The 18,020-nt window shown below is 71.3% G+C and carries 19 protein-coding genes; 11 read left to right on the forward strand and 8 right to left on the reverse strand.

The window, feature by feature from the left end; translation table 11 throughout:
• Positions 1–582, forward strand: a 582-nt coding sequence (locus tag NBY69_RS19015; RefSeq protein WP_250302217.1) for an RICIN domain-containing protein, incomplete at its 5' end; no start/stop codon positions are given.
• Between the two features lie 43 nt (positions 583–625).
• Here the strand turns inward: NBY69_RS19015 and NBY69_RS19020 are convergent.
• From NBY69_RS19020 to NBY69_RS19030, 3 genes are read right to left on the reverse strand one after another with little or no spacing between them, the layout of a single operon-like run.
• Positions 626–2,758 carry an ATP-binding protein gene (locus NBY69_RS19020; RefSeq protein ID WP_250302218.1) on the reverse strand — a complete coding sequence of 711 codons (2,133 nt, stop codon included), beginning with the start codon at positions 2,756–2,758 and terminating at the stop codon, positions 626–628.
• On the reverse strand, positions 2,755–3,447 hold the full coding sequence (locus NBY69_RS19025; RefSeq protein ID WP_250302219.1) for a DUF4255 domain-containing protein: 693 nt from the start codon (positions 3,445–3,447) through the stop codon (positions 2,755–2,757). The genes NBY69_RS19020 and NBY69_RS19025 overlap by 4 nt, the downstream gene beginning before the upstream one ends.
• Positions 3,444–4,106, reverse strand: a complete 663-nt coding sequence (locus tag NBY69_RS19030; RefSeq protein WP_250302220.1) for a response regulator transcription factor — start codon at positions 4,104–4,106, stop codon at positions 3,444–3,446. Before NBY69_RS19030 ends, NBY69_RS19025 begins: the two co-directional genes overlap by 4 nt.
• Positions 4,107–4,426: 320 nt before the next feature.
• Here NBY69_RS19030 and NBY69_RS19035 point away from each other — a divergent pair, with 320 nt between their 5' ends.
• Positions 4,427–4,945, forward strand: a complete 519-nt coding sequence (locus NBY69_RS19035) for an AAA family ATPase (protein WP_284348529.1) — start codon at positions 4,427–4,429, stop codon at positions 4,943–4,945.
• Between the two features lie 9 nt (positions 4,946–4,954).
• Here the strand turns inward: NBY69_RS19035 and NBY69_RS19040 are convergent, their stop codons facing one another.
• A complete protein-coding gene (locus tag NBY69_RS19040; protein WP_250302424.1) occupies positions 4,955–6,391 on the reverse strand; it encodes an oxygenase MpaB family protein in 1,437 nt (478 codons plus the stop codon).
• 74 nt (positions 6,392–6,465) lie between these two features.
• Entirely contained in the window at positions 6,466–7,296 is an 831-nt protein-coding gene (uppS, locus tag NBY69_RS19045) for a polyprenyl diphosphate synthase (protein ID WP_284348531.1), read from the reverse strand.
• Between the two features lie 267 nt (positions 7,297–7,563).
• On the opposite strand from uppS, the gene NBY69_RS19050 reads away from it, so the two are divergent.
• Complete coding sequence (locus tag NBY69_RS19050; protein WP_250302222.1) at positions 7,564–8,367, forward strand: class I SAM-dependent methyltransferase; 804 nt, start codon at positions 7,564–7,566, stop codon at positions 8,365–8,367.
• A 107-nt stretch (positions 8,368–8,474) separates the two neighbouring features.
• Here NBY69_RS19050 and NBY69_RS19055 read toward each other — a convergent pair whose 3' ends face one another.
• Complete coding sequence (locus tag NBY69_RS19055) at positions 8,475–9,938, reverse strand: MFS transporter (RefSeq protein WP_250302223.1); 1,464 nt, start codon at positions 9,936–9,938, stop codon at positions 8,475–8,477.
• A 59-nt stretch (positions 9,939–9,997) separates the two neighbouring features.
• On the opposite strand from NBY69_RS19055, the gene NBY69_RS19060 reads away from it, so the two are divergent.
• Positions 9,998–10,516 carry a MarR family winged helix-turn-helix transcriptional regulator gene (locus NBY69_RS19060; protein WP_250302224.1) on the forward strand — a complete coding sequence of 173 codons (519 nt, stop codon included), beginning with the start codon at positions 9,998–10,000 and terminating at the stop codon, positions 10,514–10,516.
• A gap of 149 nt (positions 10,517–10,665) precedes the next feature.
• Positions 10,666–11,490: an isocitrate lyase/phosphoenolpyruvate mutase family protein gene (locus tag NBY69_RS19065; RefSeq protein ID WP_250302225.1), complete on the forward strand. Its 825-nt coding sequence runs from the start codon at positions 10,666–10,668 to the stop codon at positions 11,488–11,490.
• A gap of 43 nt (positions 11,491–11,533) precedes the next feature.
• On the opposite strand, the gene NBY69_RS19070 is transcribed toward NBY69_RS19065, so the two are convergent.
• The gene (locus NBY69_RS19070) at positions 11,534–12,508 is read right to left on the reverse strand and encodes a GNAT family N-acetyltransferase (protein WP_250302226.1); all 975 of its coding nucleotides are present in this window, start codon (positions 12,506–12,508) and stop codon (positions 11,534–11,536) included.
• A gap of 367 nt (positions 12,509–12,875) precedes the next feature.
• Between NBY69_RS19070 and NBY69_RS19075 the strand changes: the two genes are divergently transcribed.
• The 4 genes from NBY69_RS19075 (at position 12,876) to NBY69_RS19090 (ending at position 16,287) form a co-directional block, all read left to right on the forward strand.
• Entirely contained in the window at positions 12,876–13,520 is a 645-nt protein-coding gene (locus NBY69_RS19075) for a TetR/AcrR family transcriptional regulator (protein WP_250302227.1), read from the forward strand.
• Between the two features lie 112 nt (positions 13,521–13,632).
• The gene (locus NBY69_RS19080; RefSeq protein ID WP_250302228.1) at positions 13,633–15,138 is read left to right on the forward strand and encodes a M20/M25/M40 family metallo-hydrolase; all 1,506 of its coding nucleotides are present in this window, start codon (positions 13,633–13,635) and stop codon (positions 15,136–15,138) included.
• Positions 15,139–15,267: 129 nt separating this feature from the next.
• Positions 15,268–15,564 (forward strand): type II toxin-antitoxin system VapB family antitoxin, encoded by a 297-nt coding sequence (locus tag NBY69_RS19085; RefSeq protein ID WP_250302229.1) that lies wholly within the window; start codon positions 15,268–15,270, stop codon positions 15,562–15,564.
• Between the two features lie 93 nt (positions 15,565–15,657).
• On the forward strand, positions 15,658–16,287 hold the full coding sequence (locus tag NBY69_RS19090; RefSeq protein ID WP_250302230.1) for a LytR C-terminal domain-containing protein: 630 nt from the start codon (positions 15,658–15,660) through the stop codon (positions 16,285–16,287).
• A 62-nt stretch (positions 16,288–16,349) separates the two neighbouring features.
• On the opposite strand, the gene upp is transcribed toward NBY69_RS19090, so the two are convergent.
• Positions 16,350–16,985, reverse strand: coding sequence for a uracil phosphoribosyltransferase (upp, locus tag NBY69_RS19095; RefSeq protein ID WP_250302231.1), 636 nt, complete (start codon positions 16,983–16,985; stop codon positions 16,350–16,352).
• Between the two features lie 90 nt (positions 16,986–17,075).
• On the opposite strand from upp, the gene NBY69_RS19100 reads away from it, so the two are divergent.
• A complete protein-coding gene (locus NBY69_RS19100) occupies positions 17,076–17,270 on the forward strand; it encodes a hypothetical protein (RefSeq protein WP_250302232.1) in 195 nt (64 codons plus the stop codon).
• 178 nt (positions 17,271–17,448) lie between these two features.
• A complete protein-coding gene (locus NBY69_RS19105; RefSeq protein ID WP_250302233.1) occupies positions 17,449–17,976 on the forward strand; it encodes a hypothetical protein in 528 nt (175 codons plus the stop codon).
• Positions 17,977–18,020 lie beyond the last annotated feature (44 nt).

Raw genomic sequence — 18,020 nt, forward strand, 5'->3', positions numbered from 1 at the left:
CCATCGAAAACAACCGACGACAACGCAGGGAAGAACAACGGCGGTGGCGGCGGAGCCAAGAAGCCCCCACCGGACGACCCGCTCAAAGACGTCATGATCCGGAACACCACCTCGCAGAAGTGCGCCGCTCCCGCCCTGGCCAACGGTTCCGCGGGCAGCCCCCTCGGCCAGTACACCTGCGGCTCGAACCCCGCCGAGGTCAACCAGGTGTGGACCTTCGACACGGTGTTCAAGGGCCAGGGCCCGCACGGCTCGGACCTCGTCCAGATCCGTAACAACACCACCGGCTACTGCATGGATGCCCCCGCCAACGCCGCCACGGACAACGGCACACCGACGTTGCACGAGAACGCGTGTACCCGGTCCCACGACGGCAACCAGCTCTGGTACCTGGAGACACGGCCGGACAGCGGCGGGCTCAACTACTGGATCCGCAACTACTCCAGTAACTCCAAGTGCCTGAACGTCACCGGCTTCGCCAGCAAGGGCGAGGACATGGCGGAGGGCAAAGAGGTGTCCGCGTACCAGTGCAGTGACACCGACGACCAGGTATGGCGCCTCGTCAAGGCCGGTCAGAACTGACCCCGGCCGGCCCTCGCGGAACGAGGGCCGGGCGGGGCACCGTTCACCAGCCCACGTCGCCCGGGACCAGGCGGCCCGCCTTGCGGTACTCCCGGCGGGCACCGGCCAGCAGGTCAGCCGTGGCGACCGGCTCGCCGCGGCCCGCCGCCGTGTAGGCGGCGGTCACCACGGCGCTGCGGATGGAGCCGCCCGACAGCTCGAAGTCCCGTGCGCACGCGCTCGGATCGATGCTCTCGGCGCACGGCACATGGGCCAGGCTGTGCCGCCACAGGGCGAGCCGCTGCTCGGCGTCGGGGAAGGGGAAGTCGACCACCAGGTCCAGGCGCCGGGTGAAGGCGTCGTCGATGTTCGCCCGCAGATTGGTGGTGAGCAGGGCGATGCCGTCGAAGGACTCCAGGCGCTGGAGCAGGTAGGCGCTCTCCATGTTGGCGTAGCGGTCGTGCGCGTCCTTGACCTCGGAGCGCTTGCCGAAGACGGCGTCGGCCTCGTCGAAGAGCAGCACGGCGTCCGTGCTGTCGGCCTCGGTGAAGATCCGCTCCAGGTTCTTCTGGGTCTCACCGACGTACTTGTCGACGACCGAGGAGAGCTGGACCACGTACAGGTCCAACCCCAGTTCCCCGGCGACGACTTCGGCGGAGAGCGTCTTACCGGTGCCGGAATCCCCGGCGAACAGCGCCAGTACGCCGCGGCCCCGGCCGCCTCCGGCGCTGAGCCGCCAGTCGCCGAGGACCCGGTCGCGGTGCCGGGCGCGCAGGGCCAGTTCCCGCAGGTGGCCCAGGCGTTCCTCGGGCAGGACGAGATCGTCCCAGCCGACGGCGGGCCGGATCCGGCGGGCGTGCCGCTCCAGGCCGGAGGCGGACTGCTGCCGGGCGGCGAGCCGCACGTGGTCGGCGGTGAGCGCGGTCCCCTCGAACGCGGCCAGCTCCCGTGCCGTACGGGCGGCGCGGGCGATCCGGTCGCCGCCGAGGCGGTACGGGGCGACGGACGCGGCCAGGTCGAAACCCGGGTCCTCCTCCGTACCCAGACCGAGGGCGGCCGACCAGGTGTCCACCGCCCCCGACGCCGTCCGGGGCACGTCCAGCACCAGCGGATCGCTCTCGCACCACTGCGGGTCGTACGGACCCGTCCCGGCGAACAGCACCGGTACGTCCGGCACCGCCAGCGCCCGGATCAGCGGGCCCGGCCGCTCGGGCAGCGGAGACACGACGATCGCGCAGCCGCGCAGCCGGGCCTCGCGGAGCAGTTCCGGCACCGGGCCGTACGGGGAGGTGCCGTGCCGCTCGTCGGGGGCCGGCTCCGCGCCCTCGGCGCCCTCCGCGCGCCCCGGGCCGCGGGCGGGCGCGAGCTCGGGGGTGAAGTGCAGCGCCTCGCGGCCCGCCGCCCGCAGCACGGTGGCGGCGCACCGGAGTCCGTCGCCGTCCCGGCGCTCGCGCAGGTACACCGTGAGCGGGGTGGTGGCGAGGTGTTCGGCGAGCAGCGGCAGCGGTGACTCAGCCTGCGGCGCGTACGCCCCGTCGGCGTGGGTCTCCAGCGCGCGCACGTACCCGTCGAGCGCGGCGTCCGGGGCGTCGTCGCCGAGCAGATGGGCGGCCAGCCGGTCCGGTACGCGCAACGAGCGGCTGAGGAAGGGCCGTTCCGGCTCCTCCACGATCAGCAGGCCGAGCGCGGACAGGGGTGCCGTACGGCGGAAGCGGTCACGTGCCGCGGCCCGGGTCGGCGGCAGGCCGCACACGTCGAGTGCCAGCCCGACCGTGGCCCGTCGGCGGCTGACGTCGTCGTTCAGATACCCGTACAGCGGCTCGAAGCCGCGGTCGAGGTCCGGGGCGAGCGCGATGAGCAGCACATCGGTGTCCAGCGCGGTCAGCTGGAGGCTGCGGGCGAGCCGGTGCAGGCGGTCGTCCACCGCGGGGACCTCCGCCGCGCCCGCCCACTCCGACGGGCCGTCGGGGTGCCCGTGCGCGGCGTACCGGGGATCAGCGAACCGTCCCAGGTGGTGCTGTACGGCCTCGCCGGAGAGGTACAGGCCGCGCAGCGGGTCGGCCGCGGTGGGGTCGCCCTCGCTGCGCTCCTCGACCAGACCGGCCACCCGCTCGCGCAGCCGGGCCAGCCGGGCCAGCAGTACGCCCTCGGAGGCGTCGGGGCGCGCGTCGGCGCCGACGGGGGAGTCGACGGTCACCGGGGACCCGCTCCGAACCGGACCGGAGCGGCGGACGCGCGGACGCCGCCCGGGTCCGGCGCCTCCCACACCTTGTGGCGCTCCTGGTGCCCCCGCTCCTCGTCCTCCAGGGGACCGTCCATCTCGCGGGCCCGCACGACGGCGCCCTCGGTGACCGGCGGTCCGGCGTCGTAATCGGGGTACGCGGGGAACGGCACCGTGACAACGATGTCCAGTGAAGGTTTCAGTCCGCCGCCGAGAGCCGACCAGATTTCGGCCAGCGAGCGCGACTCCATCTGAATCCCGGAGATGGCCAGCGGCACGCTCAGGCCGAGTTCGGCGAGCGCGGCGGGCAGCTTCTCGGGCGGAATAAGTTCATGCGGCAGCAACGTTGCCAACGCCGCGGAGAGCAGCCGGTGTTCATCTTCCGGACGCTTGGTCCAGGCGGTGATGAGGTACGACAGCCGGAACCAGTGGGGCGGTTTCCTCCGGCGTACGACGACTCCGCGCTCGTCACGGACGTCGAGCAGTCCGCGCTCACGACGTCTGACGTCCTCGCGGATGTCGTAGAGGTAGACGTCGAAGGCGGGAGCGTTGCGCCGGGCCGCCCACTCGCGGGTCGGGGCCTCGAAAGCGATCTCGATGTCGGCGCCGGTCAGGGCGCCGCCCTTCAGCAACGTCCTGAGGAGTTCATCCACTTCGTGAATCACGAGATGTATCCCTCCCGCAGGGCATAAGCGACGGCGTGCGTGCGGTTGCGCAGCGCCAGGCGGGTGGTCAGACCTTGCATGATGTTTTTGACAGTCCGTTCCGAATACGAAAGTTTCTCGGCTATCTGCCCGGTGCCCATTCCGTCCGCCACCAGTCGCAGCACATCGGTCTCACGCGGTGTCAGGCCCGACGGCCGCACACCGGAGGCACCGACCGCGGTGGTCCGCAGGGTGCCGACCTGGTTGATGAGCCGCCCGAGCAGGTCGGAGGGCAGGTCGCCCTCCCGCCGGTAGGCCGCGACCACGGCCCGCAACAACCGCTGCGGAGTGGCCTCGTGCCGCCACACGATGGCCCCGACCCCGCATTCGAAGACGTCGAGCAATTCCGTCTCGCGGATCATGCTCACCACCAGAACGGCTTGCAGCCCGTCCTTGCGTACGAGGCGGCGCAGCCACGCGAGTGCGGCCGGGTCGGGGGACTCGGCGAGCAGCACGGCCACACCCTGCTCCGGGACTTCGGACTCCTCGACGAGTTCGACCACCGGGTGCTGCCGCAGTTGACTGATCATCCCCTCGCGCAATATCGGGTCCGGAGCGTGGACCACGACAGGAATCCGCTCGTCGGGTTCCAAGGGGATCGACCGTGAAGAGTCGTGCAATTTCTCTCCTCTGGAGCGAGGTCGTACGCCAGCCCGCTATAAGGATTCGGCGATCCGCATAGTCTCTGTCGTTCTGGTATTGACGGGAAAAAGATCCCCGGGCCCACAATCACGCCGGCAACTCAGTCTCTGGTTCCCTGTTGTACCACTTTGCCTCGGGGTGACTATTCGCGGTCCTGAGCTGCGGCGGGATCGGTCTGCCGACACAACTACCCTCCGGCCCGGAACCGTTGCCGAGTGCGATGGCGCCCATCTCCCGACGTCGCTGACCTGTTGCTTCCGTCCCGTTCGCAGGGCACCCGAAGTGACCTGCGCGGACCGTGACTTCGAGTGGCGGGATCGGAGCATGTCCGGATCCCGAGACCCCGACGAGTCGTCGCGCGCCGGCGTCCCCCTTCGTCGGGCGGGCGCGTGAACTGGCGGAGATCGAGGCGCTCATGGACCGCGTGCCCGCGGACGGCGAGGCGGGCGGAGCGCCCGCGATGTGCCTGGTGCACGGGATGGGTGGCGTCGGCAGGACCGCGCTGATCCGGGCTGCGGCGGCACGGGCCGGCGCGCGGTTCGGTGACGGGCGGTTCGAGGTGAATCTGCACGGATTCTCCCCAACCGACGCGCCATCCGCACAGAACCGAGGGAGCGCGGTCCGTACCGACGCGGCCCCGTCGGCAAAGAACGAGGCCGTCGCCCTGCTACGCGCGGTGGGGCAGGTGACGGAGGCGGACGCGATGGGGCAGGTGACGGAGGCGGACCTCACGCAGGCGAACCAGGTGACCGACCGTGTGCTCGCCGCGGCCGGCCGCTGGCTGCGACGGGGCTTGATCCCCCGGACGACACCCTGACCGGAAGGCCTACGCCCCCGCCAGCAGTGGGTCGTAAGCGGTCGAACGTCGCCGTCCCGACATGAAGGACAGGAAGTCCTTCACGAACGCGCTGCGGGAGTACCCCGCGTCCGCGTCGGCCACCGTACGCCCGAAGGCCGTCCGGAACAGGGCCCGGTACTCGTCCGCGTCGATGAACTCGTTGCCGTCCGCGTCGGTGACGTCGAAGAGCACTTCCGCGACCCTGATCAGCGCGGGACCCGCCAGGGAGGGGACCGCGGCGGCGTACTCCTCCTTGCTGACGCGACCGTCACCGTCGGTGTCGAGGGCCGCCTGGAGTTCCTTCCACCACTCGGCGTACGCCTGGTAGAGCCTGGTCTCCGCCGGCTCGTCCAGATCGAGCCGCGAGGCCAACTCCCGTGCCATGGACGCCAGATCGGGCCACTCCAGATAGCCGTCGCCGGTCTGGTCCAGGACTTCGGTGAAGAACGCGTCGGCGCTGCGCTGCGGCCCGGGTCCCCCGGGAGGAGCGGGCTGCTCGGCGAACGGTGTGACCAGCCGGAACAGGGCACCGGCCTGCTTCATCCGGCCACGTAGCGCGGTGAGCGTCGCAGCGGGCGAGGCGTCGCCGTCCGAGGACTGGAAGAGCAGGTCGGTGAGGCTCTCGGTCCGGAGCCAGTTGTCGGGCAGGAAGCGTGCCAGGCCCGCGGCCACGTAGGCGCTCTGCATCAGCGTCCGGGCGCCGGGAACGTCGGGCAGCCCCGCCCGCCGGCGGAAGGACTCGGGCAGGGACGCCACCGTGATGGTGCCGATGACCGGGCCCGCGAGTGCGCGGCCCGCCGCCCATACGGTGGGCAGGCCGTCCAGCAGGGGCGGCGCCGGAAGATGGTCGAAGAGCCGGTAGAGGATGATGCGCAGCGCCTCCGTGTCCTCCAGTTCCTCCTCGACCATGCGGTCGTAGTACGGCCAGAACTCCGCCAGAGTGGGCGGCAGATGACCGGCCGCGTCCCCCAACACGGCGAGGAATGCCTGGTATTCGGCGTAGAGCTGCTCCATGGTGGTCTGGTCGAGCGGCTGCCCGCTCAGTCGGCACATGGTGACGGAACTCTCGAAGAGGGTCGCGACCACCCAGGCACGGACCCCGGGGTCCATCGCGTCGTAGGGCCGCTCCCGCGCGTCGGTACCGCTCAGCCGCGCGTGCATGCGGTTGAGCCGCGCCGCCTCCCGCTGCCGCACGTCGTCGTCGGGGCCGAACATGCGCTGCAGGCTCATCAGGGTGTTGCGCAGCCGCCGCCACGGGTGCGCGACGAACGACGAGTTGTCGATCAGCGCCGCACCGACCTGTGGGTGGGCTGCCTCCAGCACCGTGGCCCTGATCAAGGCAATGGCCCAGCGCGGGTCGTTGAAGAACCGGTGGAACTGCGAGTCGGGACCGAACAGGGAGCCGAGCCGCGGCGCATCGTGCATCGGCTGCGCGGGGTCGCTCGGGTGGTCGGTGGGTCCGGAACTCGTCGAACTGGGGTGGCTGCTGCCGGTGTCCGTCACGGGTGAAGTTCTCCGTTCGCGTGCGGCGTCACACCGCCGAAGCGGCGATTGCGTTGCTGGTAGGCGTGCAGGCACTCCACGAAGTGCGACGCGCGGAAGTCGGGCCAGAGCACCGGCGGGAAGATCCACTCGGCGTAGGCCACCTGCCAGAGCATGAAGTTGGAGATCCGCTGTTCGCCGGAGGTGCGGATGACGAGATCCACGTCGGGGGTGTCCGAAAAGGGCAGGTGAGCGGCGAAGCGCTGCTCGTCGACGGCATCGGCGGACACCCCGCTGCGGATGAGGGACCGTGCCGCCTCGACGATGTCCTGGCGCCCGCCGTGGTCGAACGCCACGGTCAGCGTCATGCCCCGGTTCGTCCGGGTCAGGGTCATCAGGTCGGCGAAGTCCTGGGCCAGCGGCCCGGGGATCCTCGGGTCCGCCACGCCGAGGAACCGGCAGCGGATGCCACGGGCGTGCAGCAGCGGGGCGTGTTTGCGCACCACGCGGCGGACCAGGTGCATGAGGAAGTCGACCTCGCTGCTGGGGCGTTGCCAGTTCTCGGTGGAGAACGCGTACAGGCTCAGCCACTTCACTCCCGACGTGCGCGCCGTCTCGATGACGTCGATCGCTGTCGTCTCAGCGGCCCGGTGACCCGAGGTACGCGGGAGGGACCGCCGCGTCGCCCACCGGCCGTTCCCGTCCATCACACACGCGACATGGCGCGGCACGTCCCGGTTCCGGCCCTCACCGGCCGGGGCGCGTGCAGGGGCGGGGACGGACGCCGCCCGCGCAGGGGCGGGGACGGACACCGCAGCAGGAGCGCCGTCCGCTCGTTCAACCGTCATCCGTGCTCCCCCGGTTGCCGCAGCGCCACTCAGATCGACCCTCAGCAGAGTGCCGGGCCCCGGGCCGGCCCACATCGCGATCCGGGCAGGTTCACCCCCAGTACGGCAGTACGACTTTCACCTGATCCGCCGTGAGCCCCGGAGGGAGCGGGGAAGTCGTGCGGGGGCCCGGCGGACGGGTGTGATGCCCGGGTCGGTGGGCGAAGTGTGGGTGCGGTCGTGGTGGACTGCGCGTACGGCGAACGGAGAGACAAGGTGGCGCGCGGCATGGCCGAGGACGGTAGGGACCAGGGGTATCTGCTCGACAACCAGCAGTCGGAGGCGGGCATCCGTTTCGGCGCGCTGGCCGAGCTGTTCGATCCGGGGACGTTCCGGCACATCGACCGGATCGGCATCACCGAGGGCACGCGGTGCTGGGAGGTCGGCGCCGGTGGTCCCTCCGTTCCCCTGGGTCTCGCCGAGCGGGTCGGGACCACGGGACACGTGGTCTGCACCGACATCGATGTGTCCTGGGCCCGGGACGCCGCCTCCGACACCGTCGAGGTCCTGCGCCACGACGTCGCGGCCGACCCTCCGCCCCCGGGCGGTTTCGACCTGGTGCACGCCCGGCTGGTCCTGGTGCACGTCGTCGACCGCGCCGAGGCACTGCGCCGCATGATCCAGGCGCTGCGACCCGGTGGTGTGCTGCTCCTGGAGGACGCCGATCCAGGCTTGCAGCCGCTGCTCTGCCCGGACGAGTCGGGCCCCGCACAGCGGCTGGCCAACCGCCTCCGGTCCGGGTTCCGCGAACTCATGGCGGAACGCGGCGCCGATCTCGCGTACGGCAGGACGCTGCCCCGACTGCTCCGCGAAGCAGGCCTGTACGACGTACGGGCGGACGCCTTCTTCCCGATCACCTCCCCGGCCTGCACGGTTCTTGAGGCAGCGACCGTGCGGCAGATCCGTGGCCGGCTCGTGGCGGCGGGGATCGCGACGGACTTGGACATCGATCTCCACCTGTCGAACGTCGCCAGCGGCCAACTGGACCTGGCGACATCCCCGATGATCTCCGCCTGGGGGCGTCGCCCGTAGCCGGTGGCGAGGTGACACCTCACCGTCTCAGCGGCCGGCGGTGGCCCGGAGAGGTGGATCGCTCCGGCCCGGACCACCGCCGTCCCGCCGGGCACCGCGAGTCGGGCTCACGCGGCAGCGCTCTCCCGCCGCTCGTCGGCAGCGGCCTCGAACTCCTCCGGGCGTCCCTTCCTGGGCAGCAGGAAGGTGATGGCCAGGAAGGCGGCCAGGAGGCATGCCTGGACCAGCAGCGCATGGTGGAAGCCGGTGGTGAAGTCGCCCGTCCGGGCACGGGCGAAGAACACGGAGCCGAAGACGGCGACCCCGATCGAGCCGCCGATGGACTGCACCGCCGACAGCACCCCGGACGCCGAGCCGATCTCGTCGTCGTCCACCGCGGCGAGGACGAAGCTGAACAGAGCGGCGATCACCATGCCCGCCCCGATCCCGCAGACGGCCACCCCGGGTGCCACGTCCCAGATGCTGAACGCCGGTCCGAGGTGGCCGAGTTCGTACCAGAGCAGGGCCGCGCCGCCGAGCTGGACGAGCGGGCCGATCTGGAGCACCGCGCGGCCGATCCGGTCCGCGAGTACGGCTCCGCTGACCGCGCCGCCGATCGCGGTGCCCACCGCCAGCGGCAGGTTGCCCAGCCCCGCGTCCCCGGCGGTGAAGTGCTGACCGATCTGCAGGTAGAGGGTCAGGACGAGCTGGGTGCCGACCAGCCCGCTGAAGAACAGCGCGATGCCGCCGAGCCCGACCGTGAACGCGGGCTTGCGCAGCAGGGCCGGGGTGACCAGCGGCTCGCGCCCCCGGGCGGCCGTACGGCGCTGCTGCACGGCGAAGAGCGCGAACCCGACGGCGGAGGCGGCCATGCAGAGCCAGGTCCACAGCGGCCAGCCGGCGTCCTGGCCCTGGTTCAGGGGCAGCACGAGCAGTGCACAGGAGACCGCCACCAGGACCGCGCCCACACCATCGACGATCACGGTGCGGTCGCCCGGCTTCCTGGGGACGAACCTCGCGGCGACGGCCAGGGCGGCGATGCCGATCGGCACGTTCACCAGGAACACCAGCCGCCAGCCGAGCCCGAAGAAGTCCCCCTGGATCAGGCCGCCGCCGAGCACCGGACCGACGATGCCGCCCAGCCCCAGGACCGGGCCGAAGATGCCGAAGACCTTGGCGAGTTCGGGGCCGGAGAAGTTCTCCCGCAGCAGGCCGAGACCCTGCGGGAGGAGCATCGCCCCGGCGACGCCCTGGAGCAGCCGGAAGGCGATCAGCGACTCGATGTCCGGTGCGCCCGCGCAGAGCAGTGACGTGGCCGTGAACGAGGCCAGGCCGATGAGGAACATACGGCGCCGCCCGTACCGGTCACCGAGCCGGCCGCCCAGGATCAGCCCGGCGCCCAGCGTGAGGGCGTACCCGCCGATCACCCACTGCAGGCCGACGGAGGTCGCCCCGAGGGACTTCTCCAACGCGGGTCCGGCCACATTGACGATCGACGCGTCCAGCAGATCCATGATCTCCGCGACGAGCATCACCACGAGGATCAGCCACCGCCACCGGTAGGGCGGCGGTGCGGCCGGGTCGGCACTCATACTACCTCAGTTCATTGGTTACCAATATTCTTAGCAATATCGAGAGTATCCTGACCGGCATGGACGTCGAACCGCCTGCCTCCGGACCGCCTACCTCCGGACCGTCCGCCTCCGGAGCGTCCGCCTCCGGTGCGGTGCCCCGCACGGACGGCGCGGGAGACATCCGTGACCAGCTGCGGCAGCTGACCCTGAGCCAACAGCGGTTCGAGCGGCACCTGGGCCGGGAGCTGCGGGTGGACCCGGCCGGACTGGCGGTGATGGACCATCTCGTCACCGTCGGGCCGACCACACCCACCGACCTCGCCCGCCGCCTGGAGGCCTCGACCGCGGCGACCACGCTCGTCATCGACCGGCTGGTGGCCGCCGGTCACGTCAGCAGGCAGCCGCATCCCACCGATCGCCGCAAGGTGATCGTCACCCCCGCCGACCACTGGGAGGCGACCGCCTACCAGTACGTCTCCCCGCTCGTCGAGGGCGTCACCGCCGCAGCGGAGGCCCTGCCCCCGGGGGAACAGGCCACGGTCGCGGGCTTCCTGCGGAAGATCGTCGGCGTCTACGACGAGGCGACCCGCGTCTGATCCGGACGGCCGGACCCGGCCGGGGCGCGCCGCCCCGTACGGCCCGCGAGGTTTCGACAGGCGCGGAACGCTCATGGCGCTACCGTCGGGTCCACGGCCCGCCGGGCCGGAGCGTCCCGCGAACAGCCCTGCGGAAGGAACCCGGCCCGATGAACCCCTTCGAGGAATTCCGCGCACTGCACCACGCCTCGCACCGGGCCCCGCACCACGCAGGGCCCGGCGCGTCCCCCGAAGCCCCGCTCGTCCTGCCCAACGCGTGGGACCACGCCTCGGCCGCCGCCCTCGCCGCCGCCGGGTTCCGGGCCATCGGTACGACCAGCCTCGGCGTCGCGGCAGCCGCCGGGAAGGCCGACGCGACGGGCGGCACCCGTGCGGAGACCGTTCGGCTCGCCCGTGGCCTCGCCCGGCTGTCCGCGCTGATCAGCGTGGACATCGAAGGCGGCTTCAGCACGCACCCGGACGAAGTCGCCTCGCTGGCAGTCGAGTTGGCCGACGCCGGCGTGGTCGGCGTCAATATCGAGGACGGGCGGCCCGACGGTTCACTCACCGGCGTCGACCGGCAGTGCGAGCTGATCCGGGCCGTGAAGGACGCGGTGCCCGAGCTGTTCGTCAACGCCCGTACGGACACGTACTGGCTTCCCGGGCACACGGAGCAGACCACGCACCGGGCCGAGGCCTACCAACACGCGGGTGCGGACGGCCTGTTCGTCCCGGGCCTCCAGGACGCCCAGGCCATCTCCGCACTGACCGGGAACCTCCGGGTGCCGCTCAACATTCTCTTCTCGCCCGCAGGGCCCTCCGTGACGGAGCTGGCCGCGCTGGGCGTACGCCGGGTCAGCTGCGGTTCGCTGCTGTTCCGGGCCGCACTGCAGGCGGTCGTGCAGACCGCCGGAGCCGTCGCCACGGGCGCCGCCCTGCCCACCGGGATCCCCTCGTACGCGGAGGCCCAGGCGCTCTCCACCCGCTTCGCGTGAGGACCCACCGCCCCCGCCCTCGCACCGCGCCGCCACGAACCCGCTACCGGCGGGCGCCGTCCGCCACGGGCAGCTCCAGTTCGAACCGCCCGATGCCCGCGGTCGTGACCATCCCCGCCCGCTCGTAGAGAAGATGCGCACCGGTCAGGCTCTCGCTGTCGACGTCGAGCCCCACGGAGCCGGCCCCCCGCTCGGCGAAGAGCGCGAAGGACGCCAGCAGCAGCGCCCGGCCCAGACCGAGCCTCCGCGCCTCACGGCGCACACCCAACTGACCGACCTCACCGGCCACGTGGCCCTCGACCTCGCGCTCCCGGCAGAGCGCCGCGCCCACGATCCGTCCACGGCGTTCCGCGACGAGCCAGAGCGCCGGGTCGAAACCGTCGTGGAGCAGGTCACCGGCCCACTGCTCGTACGAGCGGCTCACCCGGCCCCAGTGGTCGCCGAACGCCTCCTCGACACACGCGTGCACCCGCCGCAGATCCTCCGGAGTCCCGTCGCAGGCACGGAGGCCGACGCCGTCCGGCCACACGGGCGCGACCGCCGGTCCGCCCAGGGCCATCCGCATCCGGAGGTGGATCCGGGTCCTGCTGTACCCACGCGCGCGCAGCATCCGGTCGGCGGCCCCGTCGAGCAGCACGTGGTTGACCAGGGCCACGGGCGCGGCATCGCCGGCGGCCGGGACGCCCGGCGCCATCTCCGCGGCACGCGCCTCCATCCAGCGCAGCAGCGCCGTCCCGATACCGGCGCCGAGATGGGCGGGGTGGGTGTACGCGTCGGCGAAGATCCGACCCCCGGCCGCCGCGGCGCTCAGCTCCGCGTACCCGCAGACCGCACCGCCCGGCCCGGTCACCACCCGCACGTCGTCGGCCGTGTCCAACTGCGCCCACACATGCCGGAATTCGTCGTCGGTCCGGGCCGCTGCCGTGGGATCGTGCGACCGGGCCGCCTCGTTCACCGCGTGGACCACGGCCGGAAGTTCTGATTCCTTCGGAGCACGTATCGCGTATCCGGCGTGCATGGGGAGTCTCCTCGCTGGTCGGCCGTGCCACGAAATTGCGGCACATATCCGCAGGTGCGCCCGGGGCTTCGGGACACACCCCCGGAGCGGCTGGATATACCTACGCCGGAACATATATGCGGGGAAGTCCTCACTGAACTCCTTTTCCCCGTAAGGCCCTTCACGCGGGACATCGACCGAGGTCAGAAGAGGCTTCCCGAGCAAAGCACGGACAGGGCGGACGGAACGCGGGGCACGGCGAGAGCGTGGCCGCGCACTCCCTGTCGCCGCGCAAGAGAATTCCCCTCACGGCCCGCGAGCTAAAAGAACACAGTTCAGGTATTAACGGAAGGCGGGTTCCCGGGCGCTCTCGTATGCTGACCGAGTCATGTCATCAGAGGAATTCCTCCGGGCCCGCAGGCCGGAACAGAAGCAGCAGCGGCGCGAGACCATTCTCTCGGCCGCCCGCGGGCTTGCACAGGAGCACGGCGTGCGAAAGGTGACGCTGGGCAGCGTCGCCGAGGTCGTGGGCCTCGCCAAGTCCAATGTCATCCGGTACTTCGGGACCCGGGAAGAGATCTTCCTGGTGCTCACCGCCGAAGGCTGGCAGGAGTGGCGGGAAGCGGTGACCGTAAGGCTGGACGCGGGCGAGGACGCCGTCGGCGCGCTCGCCGGGACACTCGCCGGGCGACCGCTCTTCTGCGACCTGCTCAGCCTGACCGCGACCATCCTGGAACACAACATCTCGCTCGACGCGGCACGCGCCTACAAGCACACCGCGCTCGCCAGCGTCGCCGCACTCGGTGCCCGGGTCTCCCGCGCCCACCCCGAGCTGACCGAACGCGAGGCGGTCGACCTCGTCTCGACGGCAGGGGCACTGGCCGGAACGCTCTACCCGATGGCGACGCCGCCGCCCGTACTGGCCGAGCTGTACGCCCTGGAGCCCGAACTGGCCGCGGCCCGCCCGTCGCTGCTGCCGACGCTCACCCGGATGCTCTCCGCGCTGGCCGTCGGTCTGCCCGCGCTGCGCTGACACCCCGCACGGCGCCGACACCCGAACGCCACGGCCTTGTTGGCTCCGCGCGGTGGTGCGGGAAGAGATGCGATCACTCCGAACGCCTCTCCCCGTCCCCGGAAGGACCCGCGTGAGTACAGCCCGTCGCAGCGCCGTGGCCGCACTGGCCGCCGCCGCCCTCGCCGGCCCGCTCCTGCCGACCCCCACCGCCACCGCACGCCCCGCACCCGCCACGTCCGGACCGGCGCATCCGGGAACGGACCACGCGAAGGAAGCCGCGCAGCTCTCCCGGGAGCTGGTGCGGATGTCGTCCGCCGAGGACGCGTACCGGCATCTGCGGAAGCTCCAGTCCATAGCCGACGCGAACCACTCCACCCGCGCCGCCGGAACGCCCGGCCACGAGGCGTCCGCGCAGTACGTCCACGACACCCTGCGGAAGGCCGGTTACCGGGTCTCGTACCAGACCTTCGGCATCACCTACATCGAGACGCGGGCCGAGAAGCTCTCCGTCGTCACGCCCGGAGCTCCCGCGCGCAAGGCGACCGTGTCGGCCATGTCGTACACGAAGTCCACCCCGGTGGGCGGCATCGAGGCCGCGCTCGCCGCCGTACCGCTCGACGCCACCACGGGCTGCGAGGCGGCCGACTACGCAGCCGGGGCGTTCACCGGGAAGATCGCGCTGATCCGCCGCGGCGGCTGCACCTTCACCGTGAAGCAGGCAGCGGCGGCCGGCGCGGGCGCGGTGGCCGCGCTCATCTACAACGACACCGGGGGCGTGCTCTCCGGCACCCTCGGATCCGCCGCGGGCGCGAAGATCCCGACCGGCGGGCTCTCCGGGGCCGACGGGACGGCCCTCGCCGCCGACGCCGCGAAGGGCGCGACCGTCTCCCTGGAGATCCGCCAGCTCCAGGAACCGCGCACCACCCGCAACGTCGTCGCCGAGACACCGGGCGGCGACCCGGCGCACACCGTGATGCTCGGCGCCCACCTCGACTCGGTCACCGCGGGCCCCGGCATCAACGACGACGGCTCGGGTTCGGCCGGTCTCATCGAGGTCGCCCAGCAACTCGCCAGAACCCACCGGCCCCTCGCCGACAAGGTGCGCTTCGCCTGGTGGTCGGGGGAGGAACTGGGGCTGCTCGGCTCGGGCGCGTACGTGAAGGGGCTCACCGCCCCGCAGAAGAAGCAGATCGCGCTCTACCTCAACTTCGACATGATCGCCTCGCCGAACTACGCCCAACTCGTGTACGACAGCACCGCCCCGGCGCCCACCGGCACGGCCCCGGCCCCGGTCCCCGCGGGTACGGACCGCCTGACGAAGGGCATCACCTCCTTCCTGGACCGCAGGCACGTGCCGCACGAGGCCACGGCCTTCGACGGCCGTTCCGACTACGGGCCGTTCATGGCGGCGGGCATCCCCTCCGGCGGCAGCTACACCGGCGCCGAGGAGCTCAAAACGGCCGCCCAGGCCGAGAAGTTCGGCGGAACGGCGGGGGTCGCGCTCGACGCCTGCTACCACGCGGCGTGCGACACCCTGAAGAACATCGACATGACGGCGTTCGACCTCAACATCGACGTCATCGCCGACGCCGTGGGGACGTACGCCTACACCGCCGGCCCATCGGCCCGGCCGTAGACCGACCGTCCCGGACCTACCGGAGGTAAGAGTTCCGCTCGCGACCCTTCCCTTCCCGGCACATTTCTGCCGTTTTGTGGTGCTGCGCCATGGCTGCGCCCGGTGCTGCTTCCCCGGTAGGCTTTCCGTGTGATCTTCAAGCGCATCGGAAGCGGACGGCCGTACCCCGACCACGGCCGGGAATCCACCCGCCAGTGGGCGGACGTCGCCCCGCGCCCGGTCCGGCTGGACCAACTCGTGACCACCAAGGGGCAGCTGGACCTCGAAACGCTGCTCGCGGAGGACTCCACCTTCTACGGGGACCTGTTCGCGCACGTGGTGAAGTGGCAGGGCGACCTCTACCTGGAGGACGGGCTGCACCGCGCCGTACGGGCCGCACTCCAGCAGAGACAGGTACTGCACGCCCGCGTGCTCGACCTGGGCTGACGACTGGTCCTTTCGGGGCCTTTTTTGCCCATCCGGCGGTCATCAGATGATCGGTTAGTTCGCATCGTCTCCGCGCCGCACTACGCTGCGCTCATGAGCATGCTCACACCCCCCGGCATGGGCGGAAAGTATCGCATCACGGGCGACAAGTACCCCCGGATGCACCGCCCCCGACGGCATGGCCGTCTCGTCTTCGGGGCGGTGGCCGCAGTCGTCGCCCTGGGCCTGATCGGCTGGGGATCGGTGCAGCTCATCGACGTCTTCACCGGCAGCTCCAGCAAGGCGTCGGCCGCCGGTCAGCAGCACGACTGCAAGGTCGCGGGCTCCCCCGCGCCCGCGCCGCCGAGGTCCCTGCCGAAACCCGCGAAGATCAAGGTCAACGTCTACAACGCGACCCCGCGCGGCGGGCTCGCCAAGACCACCGCCGACGAACTCAAGAAGCGCGGCTTCACCATCGGCAAGGTGGGCAACGCCCCGGCCGCCTACGACAAGAAGATCGCGGGCAAGGCCGTGCTGCTGGGCGCCGCCACGACCTCGCCCGGTTCGTTCGCCGTCCTCGGTACGCAGCTCAAGGGCGCCCAGGAGAAGACCGACGCCCGCAAGACAGGCGACGTCGACCTGATCATCGGCACCGGTTTCACGTCCCTGGACGCCAAGAAGGACGCCGCCAAGGCGATGACCACACTGGCCCATCCCCTCCCGGCGCCCTCCGGAAAGTGCTGACGCCCCGCACCGGGCGGCCGTAGCGAGCATCCTCGCGACGGCGCCCGGCAGGCGCCCTGCGGCTACTCGGCCGACCCGTACATCCGGTCGCCCGCGTCGCCGAGCCCCGGCACGATGTAGCCCTGCTCGTTGAGCCGCTCGTCGACCGCGGCGGTGACCACCGTGACCGGCGTACCGGCCAGTTCGCGCTCCATGACCTCGACGCCCTCCGGCGCCGCGAGCAGCACCACGGCGGTGACGTCGTCCGCGCCGCGCTCGATCAGCTCCCGGATCGCGGCGACCAGCGTGCCGCCGGTGGCCAGCATCGGGTCCAGCACGTACACCTGACGGCCCGAGAGGTCGTCAGGCATCCGGCTCGCGTACGTGGACGCCTTCAGCGTCTCCTCGTCGCGGACCATCCCGAGGAAGCCCACCTCGGCGGTCGGCAGCAGCCGCACCATGCCTTCGAGCATCCCGAGGCCCGCCCGCAGGATCGGCACCACCAGGGGACGGGGGTAGGAGAGCTTCACGCCCGTCGTCGCCGTGACCGGCGTGTCGATGTCGACCTGCTCGGTCCGCACGTCGCGGGTGGCCTCGTACGCGAGCAGGGTGACCAGCTCGTCGGCGAGCCGCCGGAAGGTCGCGGAATCGGTGCGCTTGTCACGCAACGTGGTGAGTTTGTGCGCCACCAGCGGGTGGTCGACGACATGGATACGCATACGACAACGGTAACCGGGCCCCGAACCGCCCCGCGCTGGCATCACCCGCCCGGTTCAGGGGAAGGTGGGGGCGTACGAAGGTGGTGTTCCATGCCCGAGCCGGAGAACGAGGGCGCGCCCGAGTGCGGGAGCGCCCAGGAGACCGCCGCCGACCGCCGGCGGCGCCGCGCGCAGTTCCTCCGTGAGCTGAACGAGGCGAAGGAGCTGCGCGACCGCGTACAGCCCAGGCGCGCCAAGGTCGCGAGGATGCGACAGGCCATGCGTATGCGCACCTTCCGCTGGTAGCCGCGCACCGGGGTTTTACCGCCGATGGCCTACCAAGGTTTTACCGGGTTCAGGAAGCAACACGCAGACCTGAGGCCGAAGACCTCTCGCGGAGCGCATGTTTCTGCCACGATTCCCACTGGGCGGGGCACAGCGCGCCCTTTCGAGAGACACCCCTTAGACCAGTGGGAGAGTCACGGTGTACTTCGCCGCACTGCTCGCGCGCACCGAAGACGGGTGGGAAGCGAGCGACACGGAACTCGACGACGTGGAAACCCTCAGTGATCTGACCGACCTCGCCCGGGAAGCCTCGGGGGACGAGGACACCGTCCTCGTCTTCATCGAGCAGGAAGGCGCCTGGTTCGGCGTCGTCCGGGTCGACGGAGAGGAAGATCCGCGGATCTACGTCTCGGACGCCGCAGCCGCCAGCCGTTCCTCGTACGGGGAGATCCTTCTCACCGACGAGCTGCTCGGCCGGGATCCTCAGGACCCGGACGCCCTGGAAGAACTAGCCGATCTCGACGGTACGGAGGACGGTGAGCACGCGGAGGAAGAGGACGACCCGGCCGACGAGAGCGAAGCCGTACCGCCGGGACCGCTGGGGGACATCACGATCCTTGCCGATCTCGGAGTGGCCGAGGAGGACCTGCTGATGCTCGGTACGGACGCACTCGCCGACATCGCCGAAGCCCTGGGCGCCGCCGATGTCCTGGAGACTGTCCGGTAGCCGGACCACCCGGTGGCCGGAACTCCGACGGCGGACGTTCCCGG

The sequence above is a fragment of the Streptomyces sp. A 4/2 genome (assembly GCF_940670765.1).
GTDB lineage: Bacteria > Actinomycetota > Actinomycetes > Streptomycetales > Streptomycetaceae > Streptomyces.

Bases quoted from the DNA above. Each gene is read 5' to 3' on its own strand.
- NBY69_RS19040 (WP_250302424.1), bottom strand. From the start codon at position 6,391: ATGCACGATGCGCCGCGGCTCGGCTCCCTGTTCGGTCCCGACTCGCAG.
- uppS (WP_284348531.1), bottom strand. From the start codon at position 7,296: ATGACGGTTGAACGAGCGGACGGCGCTCCTGCTGCGGTGTCCGTCCCC.
- NBY69_RS19050 (WP_250302222.1), top strand. From the start codon at position 7,564: ATGGCCGAGGACGGTAGGGACCAGGGGTATCTGCTCGACAACCAGCAG.
- NBY69_RS19055 (WP_250302223.1), bottom strand. From the start codon at position 9,938: ATGAGTGCCGACCCGGCCGCACCGCCGCCCTACCGGTGGCGGTGGCTG.
- NBY69_RS19060 (WP_250302224.1), top strand. From the start codon at position 9,998: ATGGACGTCGAACCGCCTGCCTCCGGACCGCCTACCTCCGGACCGTCC.
- NBY69_RS19065 (WP_250302225.1), top strand. From the start codon at position 10,666: ATGAACCCCTTCGAGGAATTCCGCGCACTGCACCACGCCTCGCACCGG.
- NBY69_RS19070 (WP_250302226.1), bottom strand. From the start codon at position 12,508: ATGCACGCCGGATACGCGATACGTGCTCCGAAGGAATCAGAACTTCCG.
- NBY69_RS19075 (WP_250302227.1), top strand. From the start codon at position 12,876: ATGTCATCAGAGGAATTCCTCCGGGCCCGCAGGCCGGAACAGAAGCAG.
- NBY69_RS19090 (WP_250302230.1), top strand. From the start codon at position 15,658: ATGAGCATGCTCACACCCCCCGGCATGGGCGGAAAGTATCGCATCACG.
- upp (WP_250302231.1), bottom strand. From the start codon at position 16,985: ATGCGTATCCATGTCGTCGACCACCCGCTGGTGGCGCACAAACTCACC.
- NBY69_RS19100 (WP_250302232.1), top strand. From the start codon at position 17,076: ATGCCCGAGCCGGAGAACGAGGGCGCGCCCGAGTGCGGGAGCGCCCAG.